General features: G+C 57.7%; 23 protein-coding genes and 1 riboswitch. Of the genes, 10 read left to right on the forward strand and 13 right to left on the reverse strand.

Annotated elements, in window-relative coordinates; genetic code table 11:
• Window positions 1-80: 80 nt before the first annotated feature.
• Window positions 81-968, forward strand: coding sequence for a LysR family transcriptional regulator (locus tag B9Z42_RS00175; RefSeq protein WP_158235875.1), 888 nt, complete (start codon window positions 81-83; stop codon window positions 966-968).
• A 71-nt stretch (window positions 969-1,039) separates the two neighbouring features.
• Here B9Z42_RS00175 and B9Z42_RS00180 read toward each other — a convergent pair whose 3' ends face one another.
• The 5 genes from B9Z42_RS00180 to B9Z42_RS00200 all read right to left on the reverse strand — a co-directional run bounded on the left by B9Z42_RS00180 (window position 1,040) and on the right by B9Z42_RS00200 (window position 6,171).
• Complete coding sequence (locus tag B9Z42_RS00180; protein ID WP_100131327.1) at window positions 1,040-2,206, reverse strand: mandelate racemase/muconate lactonizing enzyme family protein; 1,167 nt, start codon at window positions 2,204-2,206, stop codon at window positions 1,040-1,042.
• A gap of 75 nt (window positions 2,207-2,281) precedes the next feature.
• A complete protein-coding gene (modC, locus tag B9Z42_RS00185; RefSeq protein ID WP_100131328.1) occupies window positions 2,282-3,370 on the reverse strand; it encodes a molybdenum ABC transporter ATP-binding protein in 1,089 nt (362 codons plus the stop codon).
• Window positions 3,367-4,071, reverse strand: coding sequence for a molybdate ABC transporter permease subunit (gene modB / locus B9Z42_RS00190; RefSeq protein ID WP_100131329.1), 705 nt, complete (start codon window positions 4,069-4,071; stop codon window positions 3,367-3,369). The genes modC and modB overlap by 4 nt, the downstream gene beginning before the upstream one ends.
• Window positions 4,072-4,116: 45 nt before the next feature.
• Window positions 4,117-4,884, reverse strand: a complete 768-nt coding sequence (gene modA / locus B9Z42_RS00195) for a molybdate ABC transporter substrate-binding protein (RefSeq protein WP_100131330.1) — start codon at window positions 4,882-4,884, stop codon at window positions 4,117-4,119.
• Between the two features lie 72 nt (window positions 4,885-4,956).
• Window positions 4,957-6,171 (reverse strand): urate hydroxylase PuuD, encoded by a 1,215-nt coding sequence (locus B9Z42_RS00200; RefSeq protein ID WP_100131331.1) that lies wholly within the window; start codon window positions 6,169-6,171, stop codon window positions 4,957-4,959.
• A gap of 217 nt (window positions 6,172-6,388) precedes the next feature.
• Between B9Z42_RS00200 and B9Z42_RS00205 the strand changes: the two genes are divergently transcribed.
• Window positions 6,389-7,207: a PPK2 family polyphosphate kinase gene (locus B9Z42_RS00205; protein ID WP_100131332.1), complete on the forward strand. Its 819-nt coding sequence runs from the start codon at window positions 6,389-6,391 to the stop codon at window positions 7,205-7,207.
• Here B9Z42_RS00205 and B9Z42_RS00210 read toward each other — a convergent pair.
• From B9Z42_RS00210 to B9Z42_RS00220, 3 genes are all read right to left on the reverse strand, one after another.
• Complete coding sequence (locus tag B9Z42_RS00210; RefSeq protein ID WP_100131333.1) at window positions 7,187-8,419, reverse strand: D-amino acid dehydrogenase; 1,233 nt, start codon at window positions 8,417-8,419, stop codon at window positions 7,187-7,189. The genes B9Z42_RS00205 and B9Z42_RS00210 overlap by 21 nt on opposite strands.
• A gap of 173 nt (window positions 8,420-8,592) precedes the next feature.
• Window positions 8,593-8,693, reverse strand: a riboswitch (glycine riboswitch).
• A gap of 30 nt (window positions 8,694-8,723) precedes the next feature.
• The gene (locus B9Z42_RS00215; RefSeq protein WP_100131334.1) at window positions 8,724-9,899 is read right to left on the reverse strand and encodes a M20 aminoacylase family protein; all 1,176 of its coding nucleotides are present in this window, start codon (window positions 9,897-9,899) and stop codon (window positions 8,724-8,726) included.
• Between the two features lies 1 nt (window position 9,900).
• A complete protein-coding gene (locus B9Z42_RS00220; protein WP_100131335.1) occupies window positions 9,901-10,887 on the reverse strand; it encodes a tripartite tricarboxylate transporter substrate binding protein in 987 nt (328 codons plus the stop codon).
• Between the two features lie 111 nt (window positions 10,888-10,998).
• Here B9Z42_RS00220 and B9Z42_RS00225 point away from each other — a divergent pair, with 111 nt between their 5' ends.
• A complete protein-coding gene (locus B9Z42_RS00225) occupies window positions 10,999-11,880 on the forward strand; it encodes a LysR family transcriptional regulator (protein WP_100131336.1) in 882 nt (293 codons plus the stop codon).
• Window positions 11,881-11,889: 9 nt separating this feature from the next.
• Here the strand turns inward: B9Z42_RS00225 and xdhC are convergent, their stop codons facing one another.
• The 4 genes from xdhC to uraH all read right to left on the reverse strand — a co-directional run bounded on the left by xdhC (window position 11,890) and on the right by uraH (window position 17,086).
• A complete protein-coding gene (gene xdhC / locus B9Z42_RS00230; RefSeq protein WP_100131337.1) occupies window positions 11,890-12,762 on the reverse strand; it encodes a xanthine dehydrogenase accessory protein XdhC in 873 nt (290 codons plus the stop codon).
• 45 nt (window positions 12,763-12,807) lie between these two features.
• A complete protein-coding gene (xdhB, locus tag B9Z42_RS00235; RefSeq protein ID WP_100131338.1) occupies window positions 12,808-15,165 on the reverse strand; it encodes a xanthine dehydrogenase molybdopterin binding subunit in 2,358 nt (785 codons plus the stop codon).
• On the reverse strand, window positions 15,166-16,641 hold the full coding sequence (gene xdhA / locus B9Z42_RS00240) for a xanthine dehydrogenase small subunit (RefSeq protein WP_100131339.1): 1,476 nt from the start codon (window positions 16,639-16,641) through the stop codon (window positions 15,166-15,168). It abuts the gene before it with no gap.
• Window positions 16,642-16,732: 91 nt separating this feature from the next.
• Window positions 16,733-17,086: a hydroxyisourate hydrolase gene (gene uraH / locus B9Z42_RS00245; protein ID WP_100131340.1), complete on the reverse strand. Its 354-nt coding sequence runs from the start codon at window positions 17,084-17,086 to the stop codon at window positions 16,733-16,735.
• A 108-nt stretch (window positions 17,087-17,194) separates the two neighbouring features.
• On the opposite strand from uraH, the gene B9Z42_RS00250 reads away from it, so the two are divergent.
• From B9Z42_RS00250 to B9Z42_RS00265, 4 genes are all read left to right on the forward strand, one after another.
• On the forward strand, window positions 17,195-17,863 hold the full coding sequence (locus B9Z42_RS00250) for a GntR family transcriptional regulator (RefSeq protein WP_100131341.1): 669 nt from the start codon (window positions 17,195-17,197) through the stop codon (window positions 17,861-17,863).
• Window positions 17,864-17,874: 11 nt separating this feature from the next.
• Window positions 17,875-18,858 carry an allantoinase PuuE gene (gene puuE / locus B9Z42_RS00255; RefSeq protein WP_100131342.1) on the forward strand — a complete coding sequence of 328 codons (984 nt, stop codon included), beginning with the start codon at window positions 17,875-17,877 and terminating at the stop codon, window positions 18,856-18,858.
• A 15-nt stretch (window positions 18,859-18,873) separates the two neighbouring features.
• Window positions 18,874-20,676 carry a 2-oxo-4-hydroxy-4-carboxy-5-ureidoimidazoline decarboxylase gene (gene uraD / locus B9Z42_RS00260; protein ID WP_100131343.1) on the forward strand — a complete coding sequence of 601 codons (1,803 nt, stop codon included), beginning with the start codon at window positions 18,874-18,876 and terminating at the stop codon, window positions 20,674-20,676.
• Window positions 20,677-20,748: 72 nt separating this feature from the next.
• Window positions 20,749-22,023, forward strand: coding sequence for a M20/M25/M40 family metallo-hydrolase (locus tag B9Z42_RS00265; RefSeq protein WP_100131344.1), 1,275 nt, complete (start codon window positions 20,749-20,751; stop codon window positions 22,021-22,023).
• Between the two features lie 71 nt (window positions 22,024-22,094).
• On the opposite strand, the gene B9Z42_RS00270 is transcribed toward B9Z42_RS00265, so the two are convergent.
• The gene (locus tag B9Z42_RS00270; protein WP_100131345.1) at window positions 22,095-22,814 is read right to left on the reverse strand and encodes a GntR family transcriptional regulator; all 720 of its coding nucleotides are present in this window, start codon (window positions 22,812-22,814) and stop codon (window positions 22,095-22,097) included.
• 93 nt (window positions 22,815-22,907) lie between these two features.
• Between B9Z42_RS00270 and B9Z42_RS00275 the strand changes: the two genes are divergently transcribed.
• From B9Z42_RS00275 to B9Z42_RS00285, 3 genes are read left to right on the forward strand one after another with little or no spacing between them, the layout of a single operon-like run.
• The gene (locus B9Z42_RS00275; protein ID WP_100131782.1) at window positions 22,908-24,065 is read left to right on the forward strand and encodes an LLM class flavin-dependent oxidoreductase; all 1,158 of its coding nucleotides are present in this window, start codon (window positions 22,908-22,910) and stop codon (window positions 24,063-24,065) included.
• Complete coding sequence (locus B9Z42_RS00280) at window positions 24,062-24,988, forward strand: aldo/keto reductase family oxidoreductase (RefSeq protein WP_100131346.1); 927 nt, start codon at window positions 24,062-24,064, stop codon at window positions 24,986-24,988. The genes B9Z42_RS00275 and B9Z42_RS00280 overlap by 4 nt, the downstream gene beginning before the upstream one ends.
• Window positions 24,989-24,995: 7 nt before the next feature.
• Complete coding sequence (locus tag B9Z42_RS00285; protein WP_100131347.1) at window positions 24,996-25,487, forward strand: flavin reductase family protein; 492 nt, start codon at window positions 24,996-24,998, stop codon at window positions 25,485-25,487.
• Window positions 25,488-25,496 lie beyond the last annotated feature (9 nt).

Raw genomic sequence — 25,496 nt, forward strand, 5'->3', positions numbered from 1 at the left:
GTCTAGGGAGCGCTCTATCATTCGTCCAGTCAATTTTATGAATACATAATATCCACCCTATGGATATTAGATCTTTAGACTTGAACCTCTTGGTGGTGTTTGATGCCATGCTGCAGCAGCAAAATGTAACCAAAGCTGCTGAGGCCATCAAGCTCAGCCAACCCGCGATGAGTGCGGCAATTTCAAGACTTCGCGTCTTATTTGACGATCAGCTCTTCGTTCGGACGGGCTCAGGCATGGCACCAACACCGAAAGCACAGGCTTTGAGTCCAAGCATACGTCTGGTGGTGCAAACCATAAAGACCGACATCTTGCTGCCTAAAAAGTTTGATCCTTCAGCCACCGATCGAACGTTCACACTGGTAACGCCTGATATTGCTGAGGTTAATTTTTTACCCCGACTGCTATCGGAGTTGGCTGTGAAATCGCCACACCTCAACCTGAGAACCTTGGCAATGCCAAGAGAGGCGGCTGCAGATTCATTAGCGTCTGGCTCGGCAGACATGGCCATCGGATATTTTCCAGACCTGCACAAAGCTGGATTTTTTCAGCAGAAGCTCATCACCAACACGCATGTCTGTTTAGTTAGAAAAAAACACCCCGATGTGGGAGACAAAATAACAAATACGCAATTCCTGCAAGCTTCACACGCCGTTGTTAAACCCGATGGACGTGAACACCTTTTTGAACATTTTTTACAAAGCAAGGGGATCAAACGGCGTGTAGTGGTTGAGCTTTCGCACTTTATGAGCCTGCTCCCCATCATCGAAACGTCTAACTTGGTGGCCACAGTCCCCAAAGATCTTGCAGAATTTTTTGTCCAACATGGCGAGGTTCGGTATGTACCGACCCCTATGAAATCACCTGTGATTGATGTGCACTTGTTTTGGCATCAACGCTTTCAGAAGGATTCGGCACATATCTGGATGCGGCAAATCATTCACAACTTGTTCAGCAACAAAAATTAAGCGAATTGAGGCTGTGAATGTTTTGCTCTATCGCGTTGAACAGCCAACGCCTTAGGATCTTTCAAGGTTAATTAACGCGACAAATCCTGCATCACCTTGATCAAATCCGACTTGCCCTCAAAGCCAATGCCCGGCAGATCTGGCATGCTGATGAAGCTGTTCTCCACCTTCACGCCATCTGGGAAGCCACCGAAGGGTTGGAACAAATCTGGGTAACTTTCGTTGCCACCCAGCCCCAAACCCGCCGCGATGTTCAGCGACATTTGGTGGCCACCATGCGGGACGCAACGGCTGGCTGACCAGCCGTGCTCTTTGAGCATGTCCAAGGTGCGCAGGTACTCCACCAAGCCATAGCTCAAAGCGCAGTCAAACTGCAACCAATCGCGGTCAGGGCGCATGCCGCCATAGCGAATGAGGTTGCGCGCGTCTTGCATGGAGAACAGGTTTTCGCCGGTGGCCATGGGGTTCTTGTAGTAGCTGCGCAGGGTTTGTTGCAGCTCATAGTCGAGTGGGTCGCCCGCCTCTTCGTACCAAAACAAATCGTATTGCGATAAGGCTTTGGCATAGGCCACGGCGGTGTCACGGTCAAAGCGACCGTTGGCATCGACGCACAATTTTTGGCCGTCTTGCAGCACGCTCAAGACCGAGTCGATGCGGCGCAAATCTTCGTCCAAAGAAGCGCCACCAATTTTTTGCTTCACCACCGAGTAGCCGCGGTCGATGTAGCTTCGCATTTCGTCTTTGAGCTTTTCGTGGTCTTGGCCCGGGTAGTAATAACCACCTGCCGCGTACACAAACACACGGCGGTTGGGCTGGCCGTTGCCATAGCGATCTGCCAACAACTGGAACAAGGGCTTGCCTTCAATCTTGGCAACAGCGTCCCACACCGCCATGTCGATGGTGCCCATGGCCACCGAACGTTCGCCGTGTCCACCTGGCTTTTCATTGGTGAACATCGTGGCCCAAATCTTATGAGGGTCTAGGTTGTTGCCACTGTCGTCAAGCAAGCTCTCAGGCTTGGCTTCCAGCACGCGAGGGATGAATCGCTCGCGCATCAACATCCCCTGCCCGTAGCGACCGTTCGAGTTAAAGCCATAGCCCACCACAGGCTTGCCATCGCGAATCACATCGGTGATGACGGCAACAAGGCTCAAGGTCATTTTGCTAAAGTCGATGTAGGCATTGCGGATCGGCGAGCTGATCGGCAAGGTGACTTCTCTGATTTCTACGATTTTCATTTTCAATTCCTCATTGATTCAAGTCGTTGTCTGTTCAATTGCAATAAGTCAGGGCTTGAGAGCAAGGCATGGGTTTTACTTTACCAATGCCACTGATTTCACCTGCGCCCAAACGTTCATGCCCACCTGCAGCCCCAGCTCATGCACCCCACGCGCAGTGACGCGCGCCAGCAGCACCGTGTTGCCACAGCGCAAGCGCAGCAAGGTTTGCGATGGGTGCGCATCGGGCGTGATGGCGTCCACCACGCAGGGCACGTGGTTTTGAATGCTGGTGTGTGTGGCCTCTTGCAGGGTCACGCTCACGTCACGCGCCAGCACGCGCAGACGCACGGTTTGGCCCACTGCTAAGCCGCTGTCACGCACCCACAGTGCACCACCGGGAAAGCCGACTTGGGCCAAATGCCACTGGGTGTCGATGGCTAGCACGATGCCTGTGAGCAACGCGCCTGCATCCTCGCCCACCACCACGGGTAGATTGGCTTGGGTCAGCACTTCGGCCACAGGGCCATTGGCTTGCACGCGCCCTTCGTTCATCACCACGAGCGTGTCGGCCAAGCGGGCCACTTCGTCTACCGCGTGGGTGACGTAAAGCATGGGTATGTTCAAGTCATCGCGCAGCTTTTCTAACCACGGCAGCACTTCTTGTCGGCGCGCGTGGTCGAGCGAAGCCAAGGGTTCATCGAGCAACAACAAGCGCGGCTGCGTGACCAAGGCACGGGCAATGGCCACGCGTTGGCGCTCGCCCCCCGAAAGTTCGTGGCTGCGGCGCTTGAGCAAGTGGCCAATACCCAGCAGCTCGATGGTTTGCTGTTGCACGGCTTGGCTCATCGCGTTACGACTCTGCTTTTCAGCGCGTTGGTGACCATAGGCCAAATTGCCCGCCACGTCCAAATGGTCAAACAGCGATGCTTCTTGAAACACATAGCCCAAGGCACGTTGGTGCGTGGGCAGGCGCACACCTTTAGCGTCGTCTTGCCAAACTTCATGGCCCAGTTGCACCACGCCACGGGCCGAGGGCTCTAGCCCAGCCACGCAACGCAGCAGCGTGGTTTTGCCGCAGCCCGAGGGGCCAAAAATAACTGTGATGCCATGCGCGGGCAACTGCACATCGACCGACACATCAAAGTCGGCGCGTGCCATATCGAGCTGCAAATGGAGGTTCATGCCACCACCTTTTGGCCACGATTGGCGTGCCGATGAGGACGACGGTTAAACCACGACAAACCCAACAACACCACAAACGAAAACACCAACATCACACCGGCAAGACCATGCGCTTGGGAATAATCCATCGCCTCCACATGGCCATAAATTTGGGTGGACACCACGCGCGTTTTGTCGGGGATGTTGCCGCCAATCATCAGCACCACACCAAACTCACCCACCGTATGGGCAAAGCTCAGCATGGCAGCCATCACAAAACCAGGCTTGGCCAAGGGCACGGCCACGGTGAAGAACGCATCCCACTTGCTCGCCCGCAAGGTGGCTGCCACCTCCATCGGGCGAGTGCCCATGGCTTCAAACGCGTTGACCAACGGCTGCACGGCAAACGGTAGGGAATAAACGATGGAGCCCAATACCAAGCCCCAAAAGCTGAACGCCAAGGTGCCCCACCCCGCCCACTGCGTGAAGTGGCCAATGGGGCCATTGGGACCCAAGGCGATCAACAAATAAAAACCCAACACCGTGGGCGGCAAGACCAAAGGCAGCGCAACGAGCGAAGCCACAGGCGCGCGCCAAGCAGAGCGCGTGTGCGCCAGCCACCAAGCCACAGGCGTGGCCAGCAACAGCAGCAACACCGTGGTAACGCTGGCGAGTTGCAGCGTCAGCGCAATGGCTTGGACATCTTCGACACTTAAATTCATGGCCACACTTTACTAGGCAAGTGCTTCGTCACCACCATGGCTGTGTCAATTGGCAAGCGCATAGCCGTAACTGCGAATGAGGCCTTTGGCGGCGTCGCCTTGGAGGTATTTCAGCAAGGCCAAAGCAGCTGGGTTGTCTTTGCCTACGTTGAGCAACACCGCGTCTTGCTTCAAGGGCGTGTGCATGCTTGGCGGCACCACCCACGCGGAACCTTGCGTGATACGGCCCTCGAATGAGATTTGCGACAAGGCCACAAAACCGAGTTGCGCGTTTTCGGTACTGACAAACTGGTAGGTTTGGCCAATGCTTTCGCCTTGAACCAGCCTCGACTTGATAGCGGGCAACACACCAAGATGCGTCATCACCTCCAAAGCGGCTGCGCCATAAGGTGCAAGCTTGGGGTCGGCCAAGGCGATTTTATGAATGCCCAGTTTGTCAAAGTTACTGCTGCGCAGCACCTCGCCTTTGTCGTCCACCAAGGTGGGATTTTTGCTCCACAACGCCAAGCGTCCCACGGCATAAGTGAAGCGCGTGCCTGTTACAGCCAAACTTTCTTTTTCTAAGCGGGCGGGGGTTTCATCATCCGCTGCCAACAAGACGGCAAACGGCGCACCGTTTTTGATTTGCGCGTAGAACTTGCCCGTGGCGCCAAAGGCCAACTGCGCTTTGTGTCCCGTGTCTTGCTCAAATAACTTAGCAATTTTTTGCATGGGTGCGGTGAAGTTGGCAGCGACGGCAACGGTCACTTCACCGGCTTGAGTAGCAGCACAAACGCATGTGCCAACGACTGCCAAAAACGAACGCAGTTTCATGGGAGATTCGAGAGATGGATCAAAGTCGCGAGAGTATAGACAGCGACCTTGTTCCCACAACCTTGCAGCGGGTTATTGCAAGGCAGCGCCAGCCTCGTACCAACGCTTGATCACCGCACGCTCGGCCTCGGTGATGCCAGTGGCGTTGTTCATGGGCATTTGTTGGGTCACCACTGCTTGTTGATAAATGCCCAAGGCATGTTGCTTGACGCCATCGGGCGTATCCAAGCGCACATTTTTCATTTGCACTTGTTCGCCGTGGCAGCTTTGGCAGCGCTGCACAAAAATGGCATTCACTTCGGCGAAGGTCACTGGTGCCGTGCTAACTGGCGCTGGCACGGTTAAAGGCGCTGGCCGCATCCACACAATCACACTGAGCAAAATCACCACGCCGGCAATGGCAAACGGCAGCGGATTCTTGGCGCGGCCCAAATGGTAACCATGGCGTTGCACAAAGAACTGGCGAATCAAGGCACCCGCCAACATCATCATCACCAAGGTGATCCAGTTGTTCTTGTGTGTGTACAAAAAGCTGTAATGGTTGCTGAGCATCGCAAAAATGACAGGCAACGTGAAATAGGTGTTGTGCACGCTGCGCTGCTTGCCGCGCTTACCGTGTGTGGCCAATTCTTTGGGATCCATCGCCACGCCTGAGGTCATGGCAGCCACCACTTTGCGTTGGCCAGGGATGATCCAAAAAAACACGTTGGCGCTCATGGCCGTGGCAATCATCGCGCCCACCAGAAGGAAGGCCGCGCGTCCTGCGAACAGCTGGCATGACAACCAAGCCGCAAACGCTACCACCACAATCATCAAACAAGCCACTGTTCGCTCGCCGTTTTCACGGAAGCCAAACACACGACACACCACGTCATAGATGAACCAAAACGCGACCAAGAAACTGAGTGCTGCCGTGATGGCTGCCGCAGGCGACCAATCCATGAGCGACTTGTCAATCAAGAACGTGCCCGCGTTCCACAAGTAAAGCACCGTGAACAAGCCAAAGCCTGTGAGCCAGGTGGAATAGCTTTCCCAATAAAACCAATGCAGCTTGGTGTGAATCTTCTTCGGAGCCACCATGTACTTTTGCGGGTTGTAAAAACCACCGCCATGCACGGCCCACATCGCGCCGTCCACACCTTTTTCCAGCAGGTCGGGTGAGTTGGGTTTGATGAGGTTGTTGTCTAAAAAGACAAAGTAAAACGAAGAGCCGATCCAGGCAATGGCGGTGATGACGTGCACCCAACGCAACAGCAGGTTGGCCCAGTCTAAAAAATATGCGTCCATGTCGAGACCTCAATCACTGGGTTCAAAGTTTGTCGTTCACCACTGCGGGCACTGTGAAGACATGAGGGTCGCGAACTAGGGCTTGGTCAAAGCTCTGCTCCGCTGCGACAGGTGTTCAGAAGTGTATACAGTTTTTGTCGCCAAGAAAAGGGCTGTGGCATGGGGGAAACCCAAGGTTGCCTACACTGAACCCTCTCGACGATTTTTGAAAGTCCTCATGTCAAGCCATAAACACACCCAGTTACGCGTGAAGCACAACGCCAAATTGGTGCTGGACGACATCAACACCGAACCCGATTCAAACGATTCGGCGCAAGCGTCTGAGTGGGGACATGCCTTGAAAAAGCAAGGTGAGCGGCTGGATGCATTGCAAAGCATGTTGCATGCGGGCAAAAGCAAGGCCGTGCTGCTGGTGCTGCAAGGCATGGACACCTCGGGCAAAGACGGGGTGATTCGCAGCGTCTTTACGCACGTCAGTCCACTGGGCGTGCGCGCCGAGGCGTTTGGTGCACCCAGTGAAGAAGAAAAGCGGCATGATTTTTTGTGGCGCATTCACGCCAAAACACCAGCGTTCGGGGATATTGCCGTGTTCAACCGCAGCCACTACGAAGACGTGTTGGTCACGCGTGTTCGCGGTTGGATCGAGAAAAAAACATGGGAGCAACGCTTCCAACATATCCGTAACTTCGAAGCCATGTTGAATGACTCAGGCGTGACGATTCTCAAATGCTTTTTGCACATCTCGAAAAGCGAGCAGAAGAAACGCCTGCAAGCGCGATTGGATGACCCGAGCAAACACTGGAAATTGCAAGCCTCAGACTTCGAGGACCGCAAACTCTGGGGCGATTACATGGCAGCCTACCAAGACGCCATGTCCGCGACCAGCACGCCCTTGGCCCCTTGGTACGTCATCCCCGCAGACCGCAAGCCTTACCGCGATTTGGTGCTGGCCGAGTTACTGGTGCAAACGCTAGAAGGCATGGCCTTGGCCACGCCTGAGCCGCAGTTCGATTTATCAACGGCCAAGCTTCGCTGACTCCGCCACCACGTTGCCCACCATATCGGCAGTGACCGCTGACAGCGTCCAGCCCAAGTGGCCGTGGCCCGTGTTGTAAAACACATTGGCCGCTTTACCGCGACCCACACGCGGCATCATGTTGGGCATCATGGGGCGCAAACCGGCCCAAGGCACGACAGAGCGGGTGTCAATGCGAGGAAAGCATTGCTCCACCCAAGCAATCAAGGGCCGAATCCGATCGGCACGAATGTCGCGGTCAATGCCATTGAACTCGGCTGTCCCCGCCACGCGAAAGCGGTTGAGGCCCAAACGGCTGGTCACCAACTTGGTTTCATCGTCCAACAAGCTCACTTGCGGTGCACCTGCTTGACTTACCTCATCGTTCAGATTGACGGTGATGGAGTAGCCCTTCACGGGGTAGATGTTCACGCGGTCGCCCAGTTGCGCGGCAAAGTCACGGCTTGCCACGCCTGCGCAAACCACGACCCCATCGAAAGTGTGCACGCTGGGTGTGGCGTTTTGTTGTGCCACGGTGACCACTGCTTGCTGGCCCGTGGTCTGCACCGACGTGACATCTTGGCCGTACAAGGTGCGCACCCCCAAACGCGCTGCAGCCAATGACAAGCCATGGGTGAACTTGTGAATGTCGCCCGTCGAGTCGCTCTCGGTGAAGTAGCCGCCGTAATACGTGCCCGCCAAGGTGGGCTCAATCGCTTTCATTTCCTCAGGCGAGACCGCACGACGTGGCAAACCGCCTTTGGCCAGCATGACAGACACTTTGCCCGCGTGGTCAAAGCCTTTTTTGTCGCGGTAGATGTGCAAGATGCCTTCGCGCTTGTGGTCGAAGTCGATGCCCTCCTCTTGCGCCCACGCAAACAAATGTTCACGGGCGGCCACGGCCAAACGCGCGGTCTCGACTGTGTTGCGTTCGTAATGGGGCATAGCGGCGATGAACTCGGCAAACCAAGACAGCTTGTGCCAAGTTGGTGCGGGGTTGACCAACAGCGGTGCATCGCTCTTGAGCATCCATTTCAAACCCTTGAGCATGGTGGACCAGTGCGTCCACACTTCAGCGTTGGACGCCGAGAGCTGGCCACCGTTGGCGAACGAGGTTTCCATGGCGGCGTAGCGGTGACGCTCGAACAAAGTCACGGCAAAGCCGCGTTTGGCCAAGGCGTAGGCGGTCGTGACACCCGTGATGCCGCCACCAATGACTGCGATTGTTTTCATAGGAACTGAGCTTTCAAAAACGTCGAGGGGATTGAGCCCCAAGCACGCAAGCCGCATACTTAGAGCGCCCCCTCTGTTTCTGGACCTGAGAGATTCACGAGCCGCTTTACACGGATCGCTTGCTCCTTCGGTGCACTGACGGACGAACGCGCCAGCAGCTCTTCAGAGTTAATAACGTGTGATCGGTCCCTTTGCCTGAGAGTTTCCGGGGCGGTTGCTCCTTCGGCGCTGCCCAGCACGCGTTGGCGTTGGCAGTCTCTCCCGATCACACGCCGACACGAGGTCGGGTGAATTTCAAATCATTCTACTGAGCGAAAAACCTCTCCACCAGCGCAACCCAGTAGGCCGCACCCGTGGCGATGTTGTCGTCATTGAAGTCGTAGCCGGGGTTGTGCACCATGCACGCGCCCGCAGAGTCGCCGTCACCATTGCCGATGAGCAAATAGCTACCAGGTACTTTTTCGAGCATGAAGGCAAAGTCTTCACTGCCCGTGAGCGCAGGACCGTGCAAGGTGACGCGCTCAGGCCCCACCAAGTCGAGTGCCACTTGGCGCGCAAAGTCGGTTTCAGTCAACGAGTTGACCAACACGCAATAGCCGGGTCGCCAATCGATCTCGGCCCTCACGCCAAAACTTTCGGCTTGCGCGGCCACCAAGGCTTTGATGCGCTGCTCTAGCAAACGACGCACCTCGGGGTCCAGTGAACGCACACTGAGCTCCAAGGTCGCCAATGCCGGAATGACGTTGTTGGCTTGACCCGCATGCAAAGCGCCCACCGTGACCACCGCCGTGTGCAACGGGTCAACGTTGCGCGAGACCACCGTTTGCAGCGCCATCACGATCGAAGCCGCGGCCACCAAAGGGTCCGCCGCGCGGTGCGGCATGGCCCCATGCCCCCCCATGCCGTGAATGCGCAAGGTGACGTAATCACTGGACGCCATGGCCGCGCCATCGCGAAACACAAAGTGCCCCACGGGCGTACCGGGCATGTTGTGCATGGCAAACACAGCGTCACACGGGTGCTGCTCAAACAAACCATCGGCCATCATGCGCACAGCACCGCCACCGCCTTCTTCGGCAGGCTGGAAAATCAAATTCAAAGTGCCGTCAAACGTCTGGTCTTGCGCGATGGTTTTAGCCGCCGCCAACAACATGGCCGTGTGACCGTCGTGACCACAAGCGTGCATGAGGCCCGGTTTGACGCTGGCCCATTCAGCACCGGTGGCTTCTTGAATCGGCAAGGCATCCATGTCGGCGCGCAGCCCGAGGCGGCGTGCGCTGGTGCCGCGCTTTAAAGTCCCGACCACACCGGTACCGCCCAAGCCGCGTTGCACGGCATAGCCCCAACTCTCCAACTTGGCGGCCACCAAATCGGAGGTGCGGTGTTCTTCAAACGCCAACTCGGGGTGTCGGTGAATGTCGCGGCGCAGCTGAATGAACTCACCCACGCGATCGGTCAAGGCATCACGTAAGTACGTCATGTCACTGGGGCTGCAAGTTGATCGACTTGGCAATGGCACGGAACTGCGCCGTGCCGTCCGTGTACGCTTTGCCCACTTCTTGCAGCGACAAGGGCTTTGCTACCAACTGGCTGTTGGCTTCTAAGCCACTGCGCACAGCGGGGTCTGTCAGTGAATCGGTGATGGCTTTGTGGATGATTTGCACCGTGGCTTCAGGCGTGTCTTTTTTGACGAAATAGCCAGTCCAAATGCTGAACGTGAAGTTTTTCAAAGACTTGCTCTCGCTGATGGCGGGGTAGTCTTTCACCGATTCCAAGCGCTCACGGTTGAGCATGGCCAACACTTTGAGCTTGCCTTGCTTTTGCAATTCGTCATACGCCTTGCCAAATGGGGCCAAGAAAATATCCACCTGACCGCCCAACAAATCTTGGTTGGCAGGGGCTGCGCCTTTGTAGGGCACATGGGTCATTTCAATGTCGGTGACTTTGGACAAATGCTCGCCCAGCAGGTGGTAGAACGAGCCTGGCCCCACACTGGCGTAAGTGATGGGGCGACCTGCTTTGGCTTCTTTGCGGGCGTAGTCTAAAAACTCATCCACGTTGTTCACGGGCAAATCTTTGCGTGCCAAAAAGCCGATTTGTGCGGTGGCAATCATTTGCACCAAACGGAAGTCTTCGCTCTTGAACTTCACGGCCGAGATGGCCAAGGGCGCCAAGATCAACTCGTTGGGAGAGCCTTGAAAAATGATCTGACCGTCTGCGGGGGCGTTCAATGTTTTTTGCGCAGCGATGGAGCCGCTGGCACCGCCTAGGTTTTCGATGATCACCGGTTGTCCAAAGTTTTTAGACAAGGTGTTGTTGACGGTGCGGGCAATCACATCTGACAAACCACCTGCGGGGTAAGGCACCATCAAAGTGACGGGTTTGCTGGGGTAGCTTTGCGCGCACACCGCGCCCGCCAAGAACAAACCGCTCAACAAAGCGGCCCAGCGGTTGAATTGATTTGACATGTCTCGACTCCAAAGTGGTTGTTATGGCTGCATCGTAAAAAGCCATTTCTATAATGTCCAATGCATTCTTATGTAAATTAGCATAACTTTTATGCATAGATTGGAACTGACATGACTTTGGTTCAACTCAAGCATTTGATCGAACTCGCCACCAGCGGCTCTTTCAGCCAAGCAGCCAGCAAGCTTTACCTCACACAGCCGGCCTTGAGTCGCAGCATCAAAGCACTCGAAGATGAATTGGGGCAACCCTTGTTCGACCGCGTAGGCCGCAAGAACGAGCTCACCGCATTTGGGGCACACATCGTGCAACGCGCGCGCGTTTTGGTGGACGAGGCCAACGAGTTGCGCCAAACCAGTCTGCAGCTGAAAAAAGGCGAGATCGGTCAATTTCGGATAGGTCTCGGTTCAGGTCCGGGTGCCATGCTGATGACACCCTTACTCATGATGATGGCCACAGAACACCCGCAAGCGCACATCGATATTTCGCGTGGCAGCACAGCGCTGTTGGTGCAAGCCCTGCGCGAGCGCACGCTCGACGCCTTGGTGCTGGACATTCGCTCGCTCAAACCGGCCACCGACTTGAAGATCGAAGCCATGCAGGAAATGAAAGGCACGTTCATGTGCAGCCGTGGCCACCCGTTGGCAAAAAATCGCAAGGTCAGCTTTGCACAACTGCGTGACTACCCTATTGCCTCCACACCCTTGAGCGATGAAGTGGCGCGATTGCTGATCGAGAAATTTGGCGCAGAAGCGCACCCCGACACCTTGGTGAATTTGCGCTGTGAAGAAATATCGAGCTTGCTGGATGTGGCGCGGACCAGCGACGCCATCGTGCTGGCTATCCGTGCGTCAGCCCCTGATTTGGTGGAAATCGACCTCTCACCCGCCCTGAACGCCAACGCACGTTTTGGCCTGATCACCATGGCATCGCGCACCGAACCACCGTTGCTGAGCAAAGTGCGTGCCCTGATGCAACAGGTGATGAAGGACTGAGATTGAACCTCAGCGCAGCTGTAGCAACTGCGCGGCCACCGACACCGCAATGACTTCGGGCTCTTTGCCGGTGATGCCACTCACACCAATGGGGCATGTGATGAAAGCCAATTCCTCGGCGCTAAAGCCTTTGGACTCGAGGCGATGCTGAAACGTGGCCCACTTGGTTTTGCTGCCAATGAGGCCGACAAATTTCAAATCGCCTTGCAGACGTTGGCGTTTCAAGCATGCAGCGACCACATCCAAATCTTCGGCGTGGCTAAAGCTCATGATCAGCACGCTTGCACCGCTGGGCAAATCGGCCACGGCCGCATGCACCGGGTCAGAGTGCTCGCACATCACATTAGGAGGTAGCTGTGCGGGGAAAATTTCGTCGCGGCTGTCGACCCACTGGACGTTATAGGGCAAGGCGCTGAGCACGTTGACCAAGGCGCGGCCTACATGACCGCCGCCAAACAGTGCAAGGGGTTGGCCACCAGCCAACAAGCGTTGTTTGAGTGCGGGCGCGTCGGCAGCGCTGATGCGCTCAAACTTCAAATGCACCACGCCGCCGCAGCACTGGCCCAAGGCGGGACCCAAGGCGTAGCGCGTGGTGAGTGCGTTGTCTTCGTGGGTGGGTGGTGATGCGAGGTTGCCGTTGGCAGACGGTACAGCACTGTCAGAGGGGTTGACATGCGCGGGACGCGCCATCAAAGCACGTGCCTCTGTGATGGCCTGAAACTCCAAATGCCCACCACCAATGGTGTTCACCAAAGTCTGTGGGAACACCGCCATCCAAGCACCCACCTCGCGTGGGCCAGAGCCTTGCACGCTGTCGACCGACACCAACACGCCATCGGCATGTTGGAGTTGGCTCAGCAGCTCAGCGGTGTGGCGTGGCACGCAGGCTTTGGCAATGGAGGCAATGACAACGAAACGGAACGGCTGTTAAACCGCTGCCGCTTTCGCTGCCTCACACGCCATCAAGATGCGTTCTGGCGTAGCCGGGGCATCCATGTACACCACGGCTTTGTGGTCGGCGCTGGCAGCCACCGCATCGCGCAAGGCAAAGAAGGCAGACAGGCCCAGCATTAATGGTGGCTCGCCCGTGGCCTTGCTGTTGAAAGGCGTGGGCTTGTTGTTTTGGTTTTCAAACAAAGACACCTTGAAGTGCTCTGGAATGTCGCCCGCCACGGGAATTTTGTAGGTGCTTGGGCCGTGTGTGAGCAGCTTGCCCTTCTTGTCCCAAATGCACTCTTCCATGGTGAGCCAGCCCATGCCTTGCACATAAGCGCCTTCGATCTGGCCTTTGTCCAAAGCGGGGTTGATGCTGCGGCCCACGTCGTGCACGATGTCCACGGCTAGGAGCCTCCACTCGCCCGTGCGTGTGTCGATTTCCACTTCGCTCACCGCCGCGCCGTAGCAGTAGTAATAGAACGCACGGCCGTTCAGGGTGGCGAAGTCGTATTTGATTTCGGGCGTCATGTAGAAGCCAGTCACCGACAAGCCCACACGCTCCATGTACGCTTGCTTGGTCAAATCTGCCCATTTGACGGACTTGCCGCCACCGTGAACTTCGCTGTTCGCAAACGTCACATCGCCTTCAGCACAGCCCAACATGCGGGCTGCCACGGGCTTCAAGCGCTCACGCATTTGCATCGTGGCGTTCATGATGGCCGCGCCGTTGATGTCAGCGCCACTTGATGCGGAAGTGGCCGAAGCGTTGGGCACTTTTTGCGAGTCGGTGGCAGTGATGCGAACTTTGTCAACGCTGATGCCCAAACCATCGGCACAGACCTGCGCCATCTTGGTGTTCAGGCCCTGGCCCATTTCGGTGCCACCGTGGTTACAGCTCACAGATCCGTCCATGTACACCACCAGCAATGCACCGCCCTGGTTCAGGTGCGTGGCGGTGAAGCTGATACCAAACTTCAAAGGCACAAGGGCTACACCGCGCTTGCGGGTTTTGCTCTTGGCATTGAAGGCCTGCACCGCAGCACGACGCTCGGCGTATTTGGATTCTTGCTCCACCTGGTCGATCACCTTGTCACCCACCCAGTCTTCGATGAGCTGGTTGTATTGGGTGGTCATGCTGTCGGGCGTGCCACTGATGGCGGGGTCTTTGTAGAGGTTGAGCTTGCGCACAACGAGGGGGTCTTTACCCAAAGTCATCGCAATCTCGTCCATCACCGTCTCGATGCCGAACATGCCTTGTGGGCCGCCGAAACCACGGAAAGCGGTGGCGCTTTGCGTGTTGGTTTTGCAGCGGTGGCTGACCAGCTTGAGCGCGGGCAAATGGTAAGTGTTGTCGATGTGCAAGCAAGCGCGGTCATTGACAGGACCTGAGTAATCGGTGCTGTAACCGCAGCGCGACATGAGCGTGATGTCTGCGCCCAAAACCCGACCGGTGTCGTCAAAACCCACTTCGTAGTCGATGCGGAAGTCGTGGCGCTTGCCGGTGATGGTCATGTCGTCGTCGCGGTTCACGCGCAGCTTGACCGGCTTTTGCAACTTGAACGCGGCCAGCGCAGCGCTCTGGCTGAAGATGCTTGCGTTGCCTTCTTTGCCACCAAAGCCGCCACCCATGCGGCGGCAAATCACTTCGACGTCGTTGGTGTGCAGGTTCAGGGCGTGCGCGGCTTCGCGCTGGTTGCCGTCGGGATGCTGGGTCGACACGTACAGCGTGAGCTGGCCGTCTTCTTTTGGCACCGCGTAAGTGATTTGGCCTTCCAGGTAAAACTGCTCTTGCTGACCGGTGCGGGTCGTGCCTTTGATTTTGTGAGGTGCATTGGCAATGGCGGCGGCGGCGTCACCGCGGGTGATGCCCTTGGGCGGCATGATGAAGCTGCCCGCTTCCATGGCTTCCTCCACCGTCAAGATGGGCTTGAGTTCTTTCACCAACACCTTGGCTTTGTGGGCGGCCTCGCGTGCATAGAGCATGTCGCGCGCCACGACCACGGCCACAGCTTGGCCGATGAACTCGACCTTGCCTGCGGCCAGGAAAGGGTCGTCATGGATGATGGGGCCACAGTTGTTTTCGCCGGGAATGTCTTTGGCGGTGTAGACCGCGACGACGCCGTGCTCTTTCAGAATTGCTTCACGGTCAATACCGTCACCAATCAGCTCGCCATGCGCCACAGGCGACAAGATGAGTGCGGCATACAACGTGCCTGCGTGCTCAGGGATGTCATCGATGTAGGTGGCAGAGCCGGTGACATGCAAGTGCGCAGACTCGTGCACCAGTTCTTTGCCCTGCTGAACGCCTGACTCAGGCAACAGATTTTTGAGTGCGGTAGGAGCGTTCATTCAAGCCACCTCTTTCGTTTGTTCTTCGATGAATTCCAAGGCCAAGTTGCGGGCCACCAAAGCGCGGTAAGCCCATGTGGCACGCAAGCCGTCGCGCGCGGTGAAGCTAGCGGCGATCGCGGCGTCCAGATCGGCTGCTTTCACATCAGCGGGCAACTTGCCTTCCAGCACGGCTTCGAGCTTGGGTGCACGGCAAGGCGATGGGGCCAAGCCGTTGTAGGCCAGTTTCACGCCGCTCAACTTGCCGTCTTTGAGCGTGTAGCTGATGGCTGCACACGTGGCCGAAATGTCTTGCTCAAAACGCTTGCTGACCTTGTGGGCGCGGAACACTTGACCGGCCACGGGCTTGGGCAACTCAATGGCTTCGATGAATTCTCCGGGCTCCATCACGTTTTTCTTCATGCCGGTGTAGAAGTTGTCCAGCCGCACCTTGCGGGTCTTGTCGCCACGGCGCAGCACCAAGCTAGCACCCAGCGCCATCAGGCAAGGCATGGTGTCACCAATCGGTGAGCCGTTGGCAATGTTGCCCGCCAGCGTGGCGGTGGAGCGGATGGGGGGTGAGCCGAAGCGGCGCAGCACTTCGGTGAAGTCGGGGTAAGCCTGGGCGACCAGCGCTTCGACTTGGGTCAACGACACCGCAGCGCCAATGCGCCAAACCTTGTCAGTCTCGGTCACTTGGCGCAACTCTTTGACGTTGCCCAAGTACATGATGTGGTCGGGGCGTGCGAACTGCTTGTTCACTTGCAAACCAATTTCGGTGCTGCCTGCCAACAAGGTGGTGGTGGGGTGCTTGACCAAATAATCAGACACTTCAGCCAACGTGGCGGGTGACACAAATTCGTTGCCCTTCTTGGTGCGCACCACGGGCTGCACGATGATGTCGCCCTCCAAGCTCATGGTCGGCACGCTGGATCGCTTGATCTCTTTCAGCAACGGCAGGTCGGCGCTGTCGTCCACTTTCAAAGCTGATTTCTTTTCGCAGGCTTTTGCCGCTGCATCGATGATGGGCACGTAGCCAGTACAACGGCACAAGTTACCGCTCAAGGCGTCGGTGATGTCTTGACGCGCGGGCGAGGTGTTGGTTTGCACCATGTTCACCAAGCTCATCACGATGCCGGGGGTGCAAAAGCCGCACTGCGAGCCGTGGCACTTGACCATTTCTTCTTGCACAGGGTGCATCGAACCGTCTGCCTGTTTCAAGCTCTCCACCGTCTTAATGGATTTGCCATCGAGCGAAGGCAGCAGCTGGATACACGCGTTGGTGGCCACATAGTCCACGCCCGTGCCAGCGGCATTGAGTTCACCCACCATCACCACGCAAGCACCGCAATCGCCCTCGGCGCAACCCTCTTTGGTGCCCGTGCGGTGCAACTGCTCACGCAGGTAATCAAGAACGGTGGTGGTGCGACGGGCACCTTGGGCTTCAACGATCTGGCCGTCGAGCACAAAGCGCACGGTGTTGGTGACTTGGGTCATGGTGGGATGTGGAGGTCTTGAGGGAAGACCCTGATTTTAGTGACATGCATCCCAAATCCGCGGCAAGTATGCTGCTTGGTATACAAAAAAATTAAGACCCGCGGTACGTCGAGTAACTCCAAGGACTTACCAGCAACGGAACGTGATAGTGCTGATCTGTATGCGCCACCCCGAAGTCAAGGCTGACTCGGTCTAAAAAATTGGGTTCAGGCAATTCAACATTTTTAGAGGCAAAGTACCCCTTGACGTCAAACACCAATCGATAAGTGCCTTTTTTCAAGCTGTCGTTGTCGTACAACAAACCATCGGGGTTGCGTCCATCGTGGTTCAGGGTGAACGACTTGACCAGCGTGGCTTGCCCGTTGTCTGTGGTGAACAGCGAAACCTTCATGCCCGCGGCAGGACCACCGTGCATGGTGTCTAAAACGTGTGTGCTCAATCCCATGAAACGCTCCAAAAAATGACGGTGACCGACATGGTCGACAGAAAGTGTATACAGTTTTGGTATTTGCAGCTATCATTTCTGAAAATTGACATCGCACGGAGACTCTAAATGGACAGTTCAACCGCCACCCGAACCATTGTGGACGCGATGACCAAAGCGATCGTCGAACATCGCCTGCACCCCGGCACCAAGCTGGCTGAACAAAAGCTGGCCGACCACTTCAGTGTGTCACGCACCCTCATTCGTCAAGCTCTGTTTCAGTTGGCGCAAAAACGCCTCATCCGTATGGAGCCTGCGCGCGGCGCTTTTGTAGCAACCCCCTCGTCTGACGAAGCACGCCAAGTGTTTGCAGTGCGCCGCATGATCGAAGCTGAAATGACCCGCAGTTTCGTGCGCAACGTCACCCCCGCGCAAATCAAAGCCCTCAAAGAGCACGTGGCCGAAGAAAAAGCCGCCGTCAGCCGTGGCGATGTGCCGGGCCGGACCGACTTGCTGGGCGACTTCCATGTGCGCATGGCCGAGCTGATGGGCAACGATGTGCTGGCACAAATCTTGACTGAGCTGATTTCCCGTTGCGCGCTCATCACCCTGATGTACCAAAGCACAAATGCCGCCGAACATTCGGCAGAAGAGCACGCCGAAATTTTGAAAGCCATTGCGGCCAAAGACGAAGACTTGGCCGTCAAGCTGATGGACGAACACTTGCGCAACGTGGAAGAAAGCTTGGCCCTTGACCGCAAAGTGCCTAGCAACGACATCGCGATGGCGCTGGCCTAAGGAGTATTTAAATGTCTAACCCCAACGCCACTTACGACAGCACCGCCGCCTACCCTCGCGACTTGGTGGGCTACGGCCGCCAAGTGCCGCACGCGCAATGGCCCAACCAAGCTCGTATTGCGGTGCAGTTTGTGCTGAACTACGAAGAAGGCGGCGAGAACGCCACCGTGCACGGGGACGCCGGCAGCGAGATGTTTTTGAGCGAAATGTTCAACCCGCCCAGCTTTCCCGATCGTCACCTGAGCATGGAAGGCATTTACGAATACGGCTCACGCGTGGGCGTGTGGCGCATCCTGCGCGAGTTTGAAAAACGCGGCCTACCCTTGACCGTGTTTGGCGTGAGTATGGCGCTGGAGCGCCACCCCGAACTCACCGCTGCCTTCGTCGAGCTAGGCCACGAAATTGCCTGTCACGGCTACCGCTGGATCAACTACCAAACCACCGACGAAGCCACCGAGCGTGCGCATATGCACAAAGGCATAGCCATCATCGAGCGCCTCACAAGCACCACGCACGGCAACAGCATTCATGGTGCAGGCTGGTACACCGGCCGCGACAGCCCCAACACCCGCCGCCTCGTGGCCGACCACGGTGGCTTTGAATACGACAGCGACTACTACGGCGAAGACCTGCCCTTTTGGATGAAGGTCCAAAAAACCAATGGCGACGTGGTGCCCCAACTCGTCGTGCCTTACACGATGGATTGCAACGACATGCGGTTTTCCCTGCCCCAAGGCTTTAGCCAAGCAGACGACTTCTTTGTGTACCTGCGCGACAGCTTTGACGCGCTCTACGCCGAGGGTGACCCTGACGGTGACAACGCCCCCAAGATGATGAGCATCGGCATGCACTGCCGCTTGTTGGGCAAGCCAGGCCGCATCGTGGCATTGCAAAAATTCTTAGACCACATTGCCCAACACGACCGTGTGTGGGTGGCCCGCCGCATCGACATCGCGCGCCATTGGAAACAAGTGCATCCCTACAGCGGCAACTAACAGCAGAACATCCCCATGAGCACCACCACGCTGAACCAAATCAACACCCTGCCCCGCGCTGAGGCAGCGGCCTTGCTGACCGGCTTGTACGAGCACTCCGATTGGATTGCCGAGCAAGCGCTAGCCGCTCGCCCTTTTGCCTCCGCCGCCGCACTCAAACACGCCATGGTGAAGGTGCTGGCAAAAGCCGGCCGCGAGCCCCAACTCGCCTTGGTACGTGCCCACCCTGAGTTGGCAGGCAAAGCGATGGTGAGCAAAAGTCTCACCGCTGAATCGACCAACGAGCAAACCAAAGCCGGCCTGACCCACTGCACACCTGAAGAGTTTGCGCACATCCAGCAGCTCAACGCCAGCTACAACGCCAAATTTGGTTTTCCATTCATCTTGGCCGTGCGCGGCCCGCGTGGCTCTGGCCTCAACAAACAGCAAATCATCAGCACCTTTGAGCGCCGCCTGCACAACCACCCCGACTACGAACTGGCCGAGTGCTTGCGCAACATCCACCGCATCGTAGAGATTCGCCTCAACGACAAGCTGGGCTATGAGCCCGCGCTGGGCCACGAGGTGTGGGACTGGCACGAATGGCTGGCCCAGTTCAGCGATGTGGGCGCGGTCAACAAACACACACCACACGCAGCACGCGAAGAACTCACCGTCACGTACCTGACCGACGCACACCTGAAATGCGCCCGCACGATCGAGCTGGGCATGAAAGCCTGCGGCTTTGATGACGTGCACATCGACGCGGTGGGCAACGTGGTGGGCGTTTACAAAGCGGCACACACGGACACAGCATCCAAAGCCAAAACTTTGATGACTGGCTCGCATTACGACACCGTGCGCAACGGCGGCAAGTACGACGGTCGCTTGGGCATCTTCGCGCCCATGGCCTGCGTGCGTGAGCTGGCCCGTGCGGGCCAACGCCTGCCCTTCAACCTCGAAGTGGTGGCCTTTGCCGAAGAAGAAGGCCAGCGCTACAAAGCCACCTTCCTCGGCTCTGGTGCATTAGTGGGCGACTTCAAAAACGAGTGGCTGGACCAGAAGGATGCGGATGGCATCACGATGCGCCAAGCCATGAAGCAAGCGGGTTTGAAGATTGAAGACATTCCTAAACTCACCCGCAACGCAGCTGAGTATTTGGGCTTTGTGGAAGTCCACATCGAGCAGGGCCCTGTGCTCAACGAGCTCGACATTCCCCTGGGCGTGGTCACCTCCATCAACGGCAGCGTGCGCTTTGTGGGTGAAATTGTTGGCATGGCCAGTCACGCAGGCACCACGCCGATGGACCGCCGCCGCGATGCCGCCACAGCCGTGGCTGAGCTGGCCTTGTTTGTTGAAAAACGCGCCGCACAGCTACCCAACTTGGTCGGCACCGTCGGCATGTTCACCGTGCCCAACGGCTCCATCAACGTGGTGCCCGGCCGCTGCCAATTCAGCCTCGACCTGCGCGCCACCACCGACGCCATGCGCGATGCGCTGATGAACGACGTGCTCGCCGTCCTCAAAGCCATTTGCGAACGCCGTGGCCTGCACTACACCTTGGAAGAAACCATGCGCGCCAGCGCCGCTCCGAGTGACGCCAAGCTGCAAGCCCTGTGGGAACAAGCCGTGCAAAGCTTGGGCGTGCCCGTGTTCCACCTGCCCAGCGGCGCAGGCCATGACGCGATGAAACTGCACGAAGTCATGCCCCAAGCCATGCTGTTTGTGCGCGGCCAAAACGCGGGCATCAGCCACAACCCGCTGGAATCCACAACGAGCGACGACATCCAACTGGCAGTGGACGCCTTCATGCACCTGCTTCACAACCTGCAAGCGTGACGCGACCACATCGACATAAGACGTTACGCACGCCATCAAACAACTGCCACCCCACACAACAAGAGACACACCATGAGCAACACCACCTACGCCCAACTCGACGCCTGGATTGACGCGCACTTTGACGAACAAGTGAAGTTCTTGCAAGAACTCATCCGCGTCCCCACCGACACGCCCCCCGGCAACAACGCCCCCCACGCCGAGCGCACCGCCACGCTGCTGAAAGACTTCGGCTTTGACGCCGAAAAACACGCTGTGCCCGAAGCCGATGTCAAAGCCTACGGCCTAGAAACCATCACCAACCTGATCGTGCGCCGCCACTACGGCACAGACACAGGCGCAGGCAAAACCATCGCGCTAAACGCCCACGGCGACGTGGTGCCACCCGGTGAAGGCTGGACCCAAAACCCCTACGGTGGCGACATCGTGGACGGCAAAATTTACGGCCGCGCCAGCGCTGTGAGCAAGTGCGATTTCTCCACCTTCACCTTTGCCACCCGCGCTTTGGAAGCCGTCAACCAAGCTGCACACCACCCGCTCAACGGCAACCTCGAACTGCACTTCACTTACGACGAAGAATTCGGCGGCCTGCTCGGCCCCGGCTGGTTACTCGACAAAGGCCTGACCAAACCTGACTTGATGATTGCCGCCGGCTTCAGCTACCAAGTGGTCACTGCGCACAACGGCTGCTTGCAAATGGAAGTCACCGTGCACGGCAAGATGGCCCACGCCGCCATTCCCGAAACCGGTGTGGACGCCCTGCAAGGCGCCGTAGCGGTGCTCAACGCGCTGTACCACCAGAACACCTTGTACAAAGCTGTCACCTCCAAGGTCGAGGGCATCAACCACCCTTATGTGAACGTGGGCCTGATCGAAGGCGGCACCAACACCAACGTTATCCCCGGCAAGGTCATGCTCAAGCTGGACCGCCGCATGATCCCCGAAGAAAACCCCGTTGAGGTCGAAGCCAGCATTCGCCAAGTTATTGCCGATGCAGTGGCAGGCTTCAACCAAGGCCGCGCCGCCGACATGCACATCAGCGTCGACATCAAACGCATGCTGATGGCCCACAGCATGCAACCGCTGGCGGGCAACAAACCCTTGGTCGACGCCATCCAAACACATGGTGAGCAACTCTTTGGCGAACCCATCCCCGCCATGGGCACACCGCTCTACACCGATGTGCGCCTCTACGGCGAACGCGGCATCCCAGGCGTGATTTACGGGGCGGGTCCACGCACGGTGTTGGAGTCCCACGCCAAGCGCGCAGATGAGCGTTTGGACTTGGAAGACTTGCGCCGCGCCACTAAGGTGATTGCACGGACCTTGCAAGACTTGTTGGGTTAAACGTCAGCTCGGACCCTGAGGCCAGGCACCTGCTAGGCCTTAGCAACTTACGCTAGCTTTTCATCGCCTGTTCACTGGCTGATCCGCGAGGCATAGCGACACACCGCGGGGTCAAACCACGTTTGCGAAAACTCCGCCAAGGCGTTGTTGGCGGTCCACGACAGCCGCTCAATGAAGCCCGCGTTTTGACCGGCTTGCATGCCCGAAGGCGGTGCGGCCCATTCGGGTGCGGGTGCGGCGCTGATACGGTCTTCAACGCGGGCAATCCAAACTTGAAACTGGGTTTGGTAGAACAAATACATGGAGTCGCCGAAGTCTAACGCTTGCAAGGTGGACGCCAGCGCGCCGTCAAACCAAATTTCCTCTAACGCCACAGGCACTTGGCTCAAAAAGCGCAAACGGCGCACCCGCCAAACGGGGCCTTGCGCATCGGCGCCCAACAGCGGCACATGGTCAGGACGCGCGCAGCGGCTGACCTCCAAAATATGTGCGGTTGGCAAACCGGGCCCCGTGGTCAACTCCAAGCGAAACAACTCATAAATGCGCTGCGACCCTTCGGCGCGGCGCACATAGGTGCCCGAGCCTTGGATGCGCTCCAGCACGCCTTGCTCCGACAGCAGCGCCAGCGACTTGCGCAAGGTGCCCACTGCCACCGACAACGAGTCGGCCAACTCCGCCTCGGTAGGCAAGCGCTCACCACTTTGCCAATAACCCGCCTTGATCTGGCGCGTCAGCAACTCTGCAATTTGCAGATACACAGGCAAGGGTTTGGCGGGGGTAGGAGCCTTCATGGGGTCTGAGTATCGCAAATGCGTGGAAACACCCATCACACGCGCCCCTCAATTCATATACCATTCATTCACTTTTTTCATCGGGAGATGTTGATGAGCGTTGTTCCTGTCCGAGGTGCCGACATTGAGGGTGCCGAAGTCGCGTGGTTTGCACCTTTGTGTTCTGACGATTTCCGCCATTTGGGCGTGCCCGATGGCGATTTGCGCAGCAGCTGGGCCAACACCAGCCGCATCGTCACGCGCGCAGAAGAGCTGGGGTTTCGCAACATTTTGTGCCCGTCGTCTTACCAAGTGGGCCAAGACACGCTGACCTTTGCCGCCGCTGTGGCCCCCCAAACCTCGCGCATGAATTTGCTCGCCGCCATCCGCTGCGGCGAGATGCACCCCGCCATGCTGGCCCGCACCGTCGCCACGCTGGACCACATCTTGGAGGGCCGACTCACGCTCAACGTGATTTCGTCAGACTTTCCAGGTCAGCAAGAAGACAGCGCCTACCGCTACCGCCGCTCGTGGGAAGTGGTGGAGATCTTGAAGCAGGCCTGGACCCAAGACGAGATCAACTACGACGGCGAAATCTACAAGCTCAAAGGTTTGTCCACCGACCCCGTGCGCCCCTACCAAATCAATGGCGGCCCCTTGCTGTACTTCGGAGGCTACAGCCCCGACGCCTTAGCCCTGTGCGGCGCCCATTGCGACACCTATTTGATGTGGCCCGAGCCCAAAGACGTGTTAGCCCAACGCATGCGCGACGTGCATGCCCAAGCGGCCAAGCACAACCGACTGCTCGACTACGGCCTTCGCGTGCACATGGTCGTGCGTGACACCGAAGCCGAAGCCCGCGAGTACGCCCGCGAGCTCGTCTCCAAACTCGACGACGGCAAAGGCCACGAAATTCGCAACCGCGCTTTGGATGCCAAGAGCTTGGGCGTGGCGCTGCAAAGCCAAAACCGAGACATCGCCGACGAAGAGGGTTACATCGAACCGCATTTGTGGACCGGCGTAGGCCGTGCACGCAGCGGTTGCGGTGCCGCTTTGGTGGGTAGCGTGGACCAAGTGCTCAGCGAGATCCACGACTATATGAAAATGGGCATACGCGCGTTCATCTTCTCGGGCTATCCGCACTTGAACGAATGCGAAATCTTCGGCACCAAAGTGCTGCCCCACCTCAAAACCGTGTCACTCGCCCAAGAATATGGGCGCGTGCCCACCACCACACCGCCCACACCGCTGGGCACAGGAGTTCGCAAATGAGTCAGTCACCCGTGAGTCGCCTCACCCTGCCTAACGGCCAATCTTTGAGCCGCATGGCCTATGGCGTGTGGCGCTTGAGCGAAGCCAGCGACACCTCGGTGAAGGCCAACTTGGCACGCATTGAAGCCTGCTTGGACCAAGGCATCACCACCTTCGACCATGCCGACATTTATGGCGACTACCGCTGCGAATCGCTGTTTGGCGAAACGCTCAAAGCGCACCCTGGTCTGAAAAGCAAGATCGAGATCGTCACCAAAACCGACATCATGTTGCTCTCGCAGCAATGGCCCAGCACCCGCGTGAAGCATTACGACACCTCGCCCGCCCATGTGCGCGCCAGCGTGGACCGCTCGCTGCAACGCATCGGTGTGGACGTGATTGACCTGCTCTTGATCCACCGCCCCGATCCGCTGATGGACGCTCAAGCCTTGGGCGAGTGCTTGGATGGTTTGATCACCAGCGGAAAAGTGCGCGGCGTCGGCGTGTCGAACTTCATGCCTTGGGATGTGGACTTGCTGCAATCGCGCATGACGCACAAGCTGCAAACCAACCAACTCGAAGTGAGCTTGCTCAACACCGCCCCGTTGATCAACGGCCAAATGGCCCACGCGCAACAGCATTTCATGCCCGTGATGGCATGGTCGCCCTTGGGCGGTGGACGCTTGCACACCCAAGCCCACACCGCAGGCACGGCCGCTGCCCGCCTCGCGCCCAAGCTGCAAAGTTTGGCCCAAGCAGCAGGCACTGACACCACCGCCGTGGCCATCGCTTGGTTGCTGCACCACCCTGCCCAAGTGCTGCCTGTGATGGGCACCAACCAGCTGGAGCGCATTGCGCAATTCAGCCAAGCCGAGCGCGTGCCCATGGACCGCCAAACTTGGTTTGAACTCTATGAATTGGCCTGCGGCCACGAAGTACCTTAAGAACCCCATGCACAACCCAACAGACGCGATGGACTATCGCAAAGCCCTGTCCAGCTTCGGCACGGGCGTGACCGTGGTCACCGCCCACCATGAGGGCCAAGACTGGGCCATGACGTGCAACTCGTTCAGCTCGGTCTCGCTCAACCCACGCTTGGTGCTGTGGAGCATTCGCCGCGAGGCCAGCAGCCATGCCGCATTCACCCAATCTGGCGGTTTCACCGTGAGCGTGTTGGCCGAGCATCAAGCGGCGTTGGCAGGACAATTTGCCACCGGCAGCATGGCGGATCGATTTGCCAATGTGCCTGTCGAGCGCTTAGACAGCCAACGTCTGCGCTTGGACGGCGCCGTGGCTTGGTTTGATTGCGACATCCACCAGCTCATCGAAGCCGGTGACCACCACATCGTGCTGGGTGCTGTGCGCGGCTTTGGCAGCACCGATGCAGGCGGGCTGGGGTATTACCGCAGCAAAATGGCACAGTTTGCAGCATTGGCTGCTTAAACTCAGAAA

This window comes from Limnohabitans sp. B9-3 (genome assembly GCF_002778325.1).
GTDB lineage: Bacteria > Pseudomonadota > Gammaproteobacteria > Burkholderiales > Burkholderiaceae_C > Limnohabitans > Limnohabitans kasalickyi.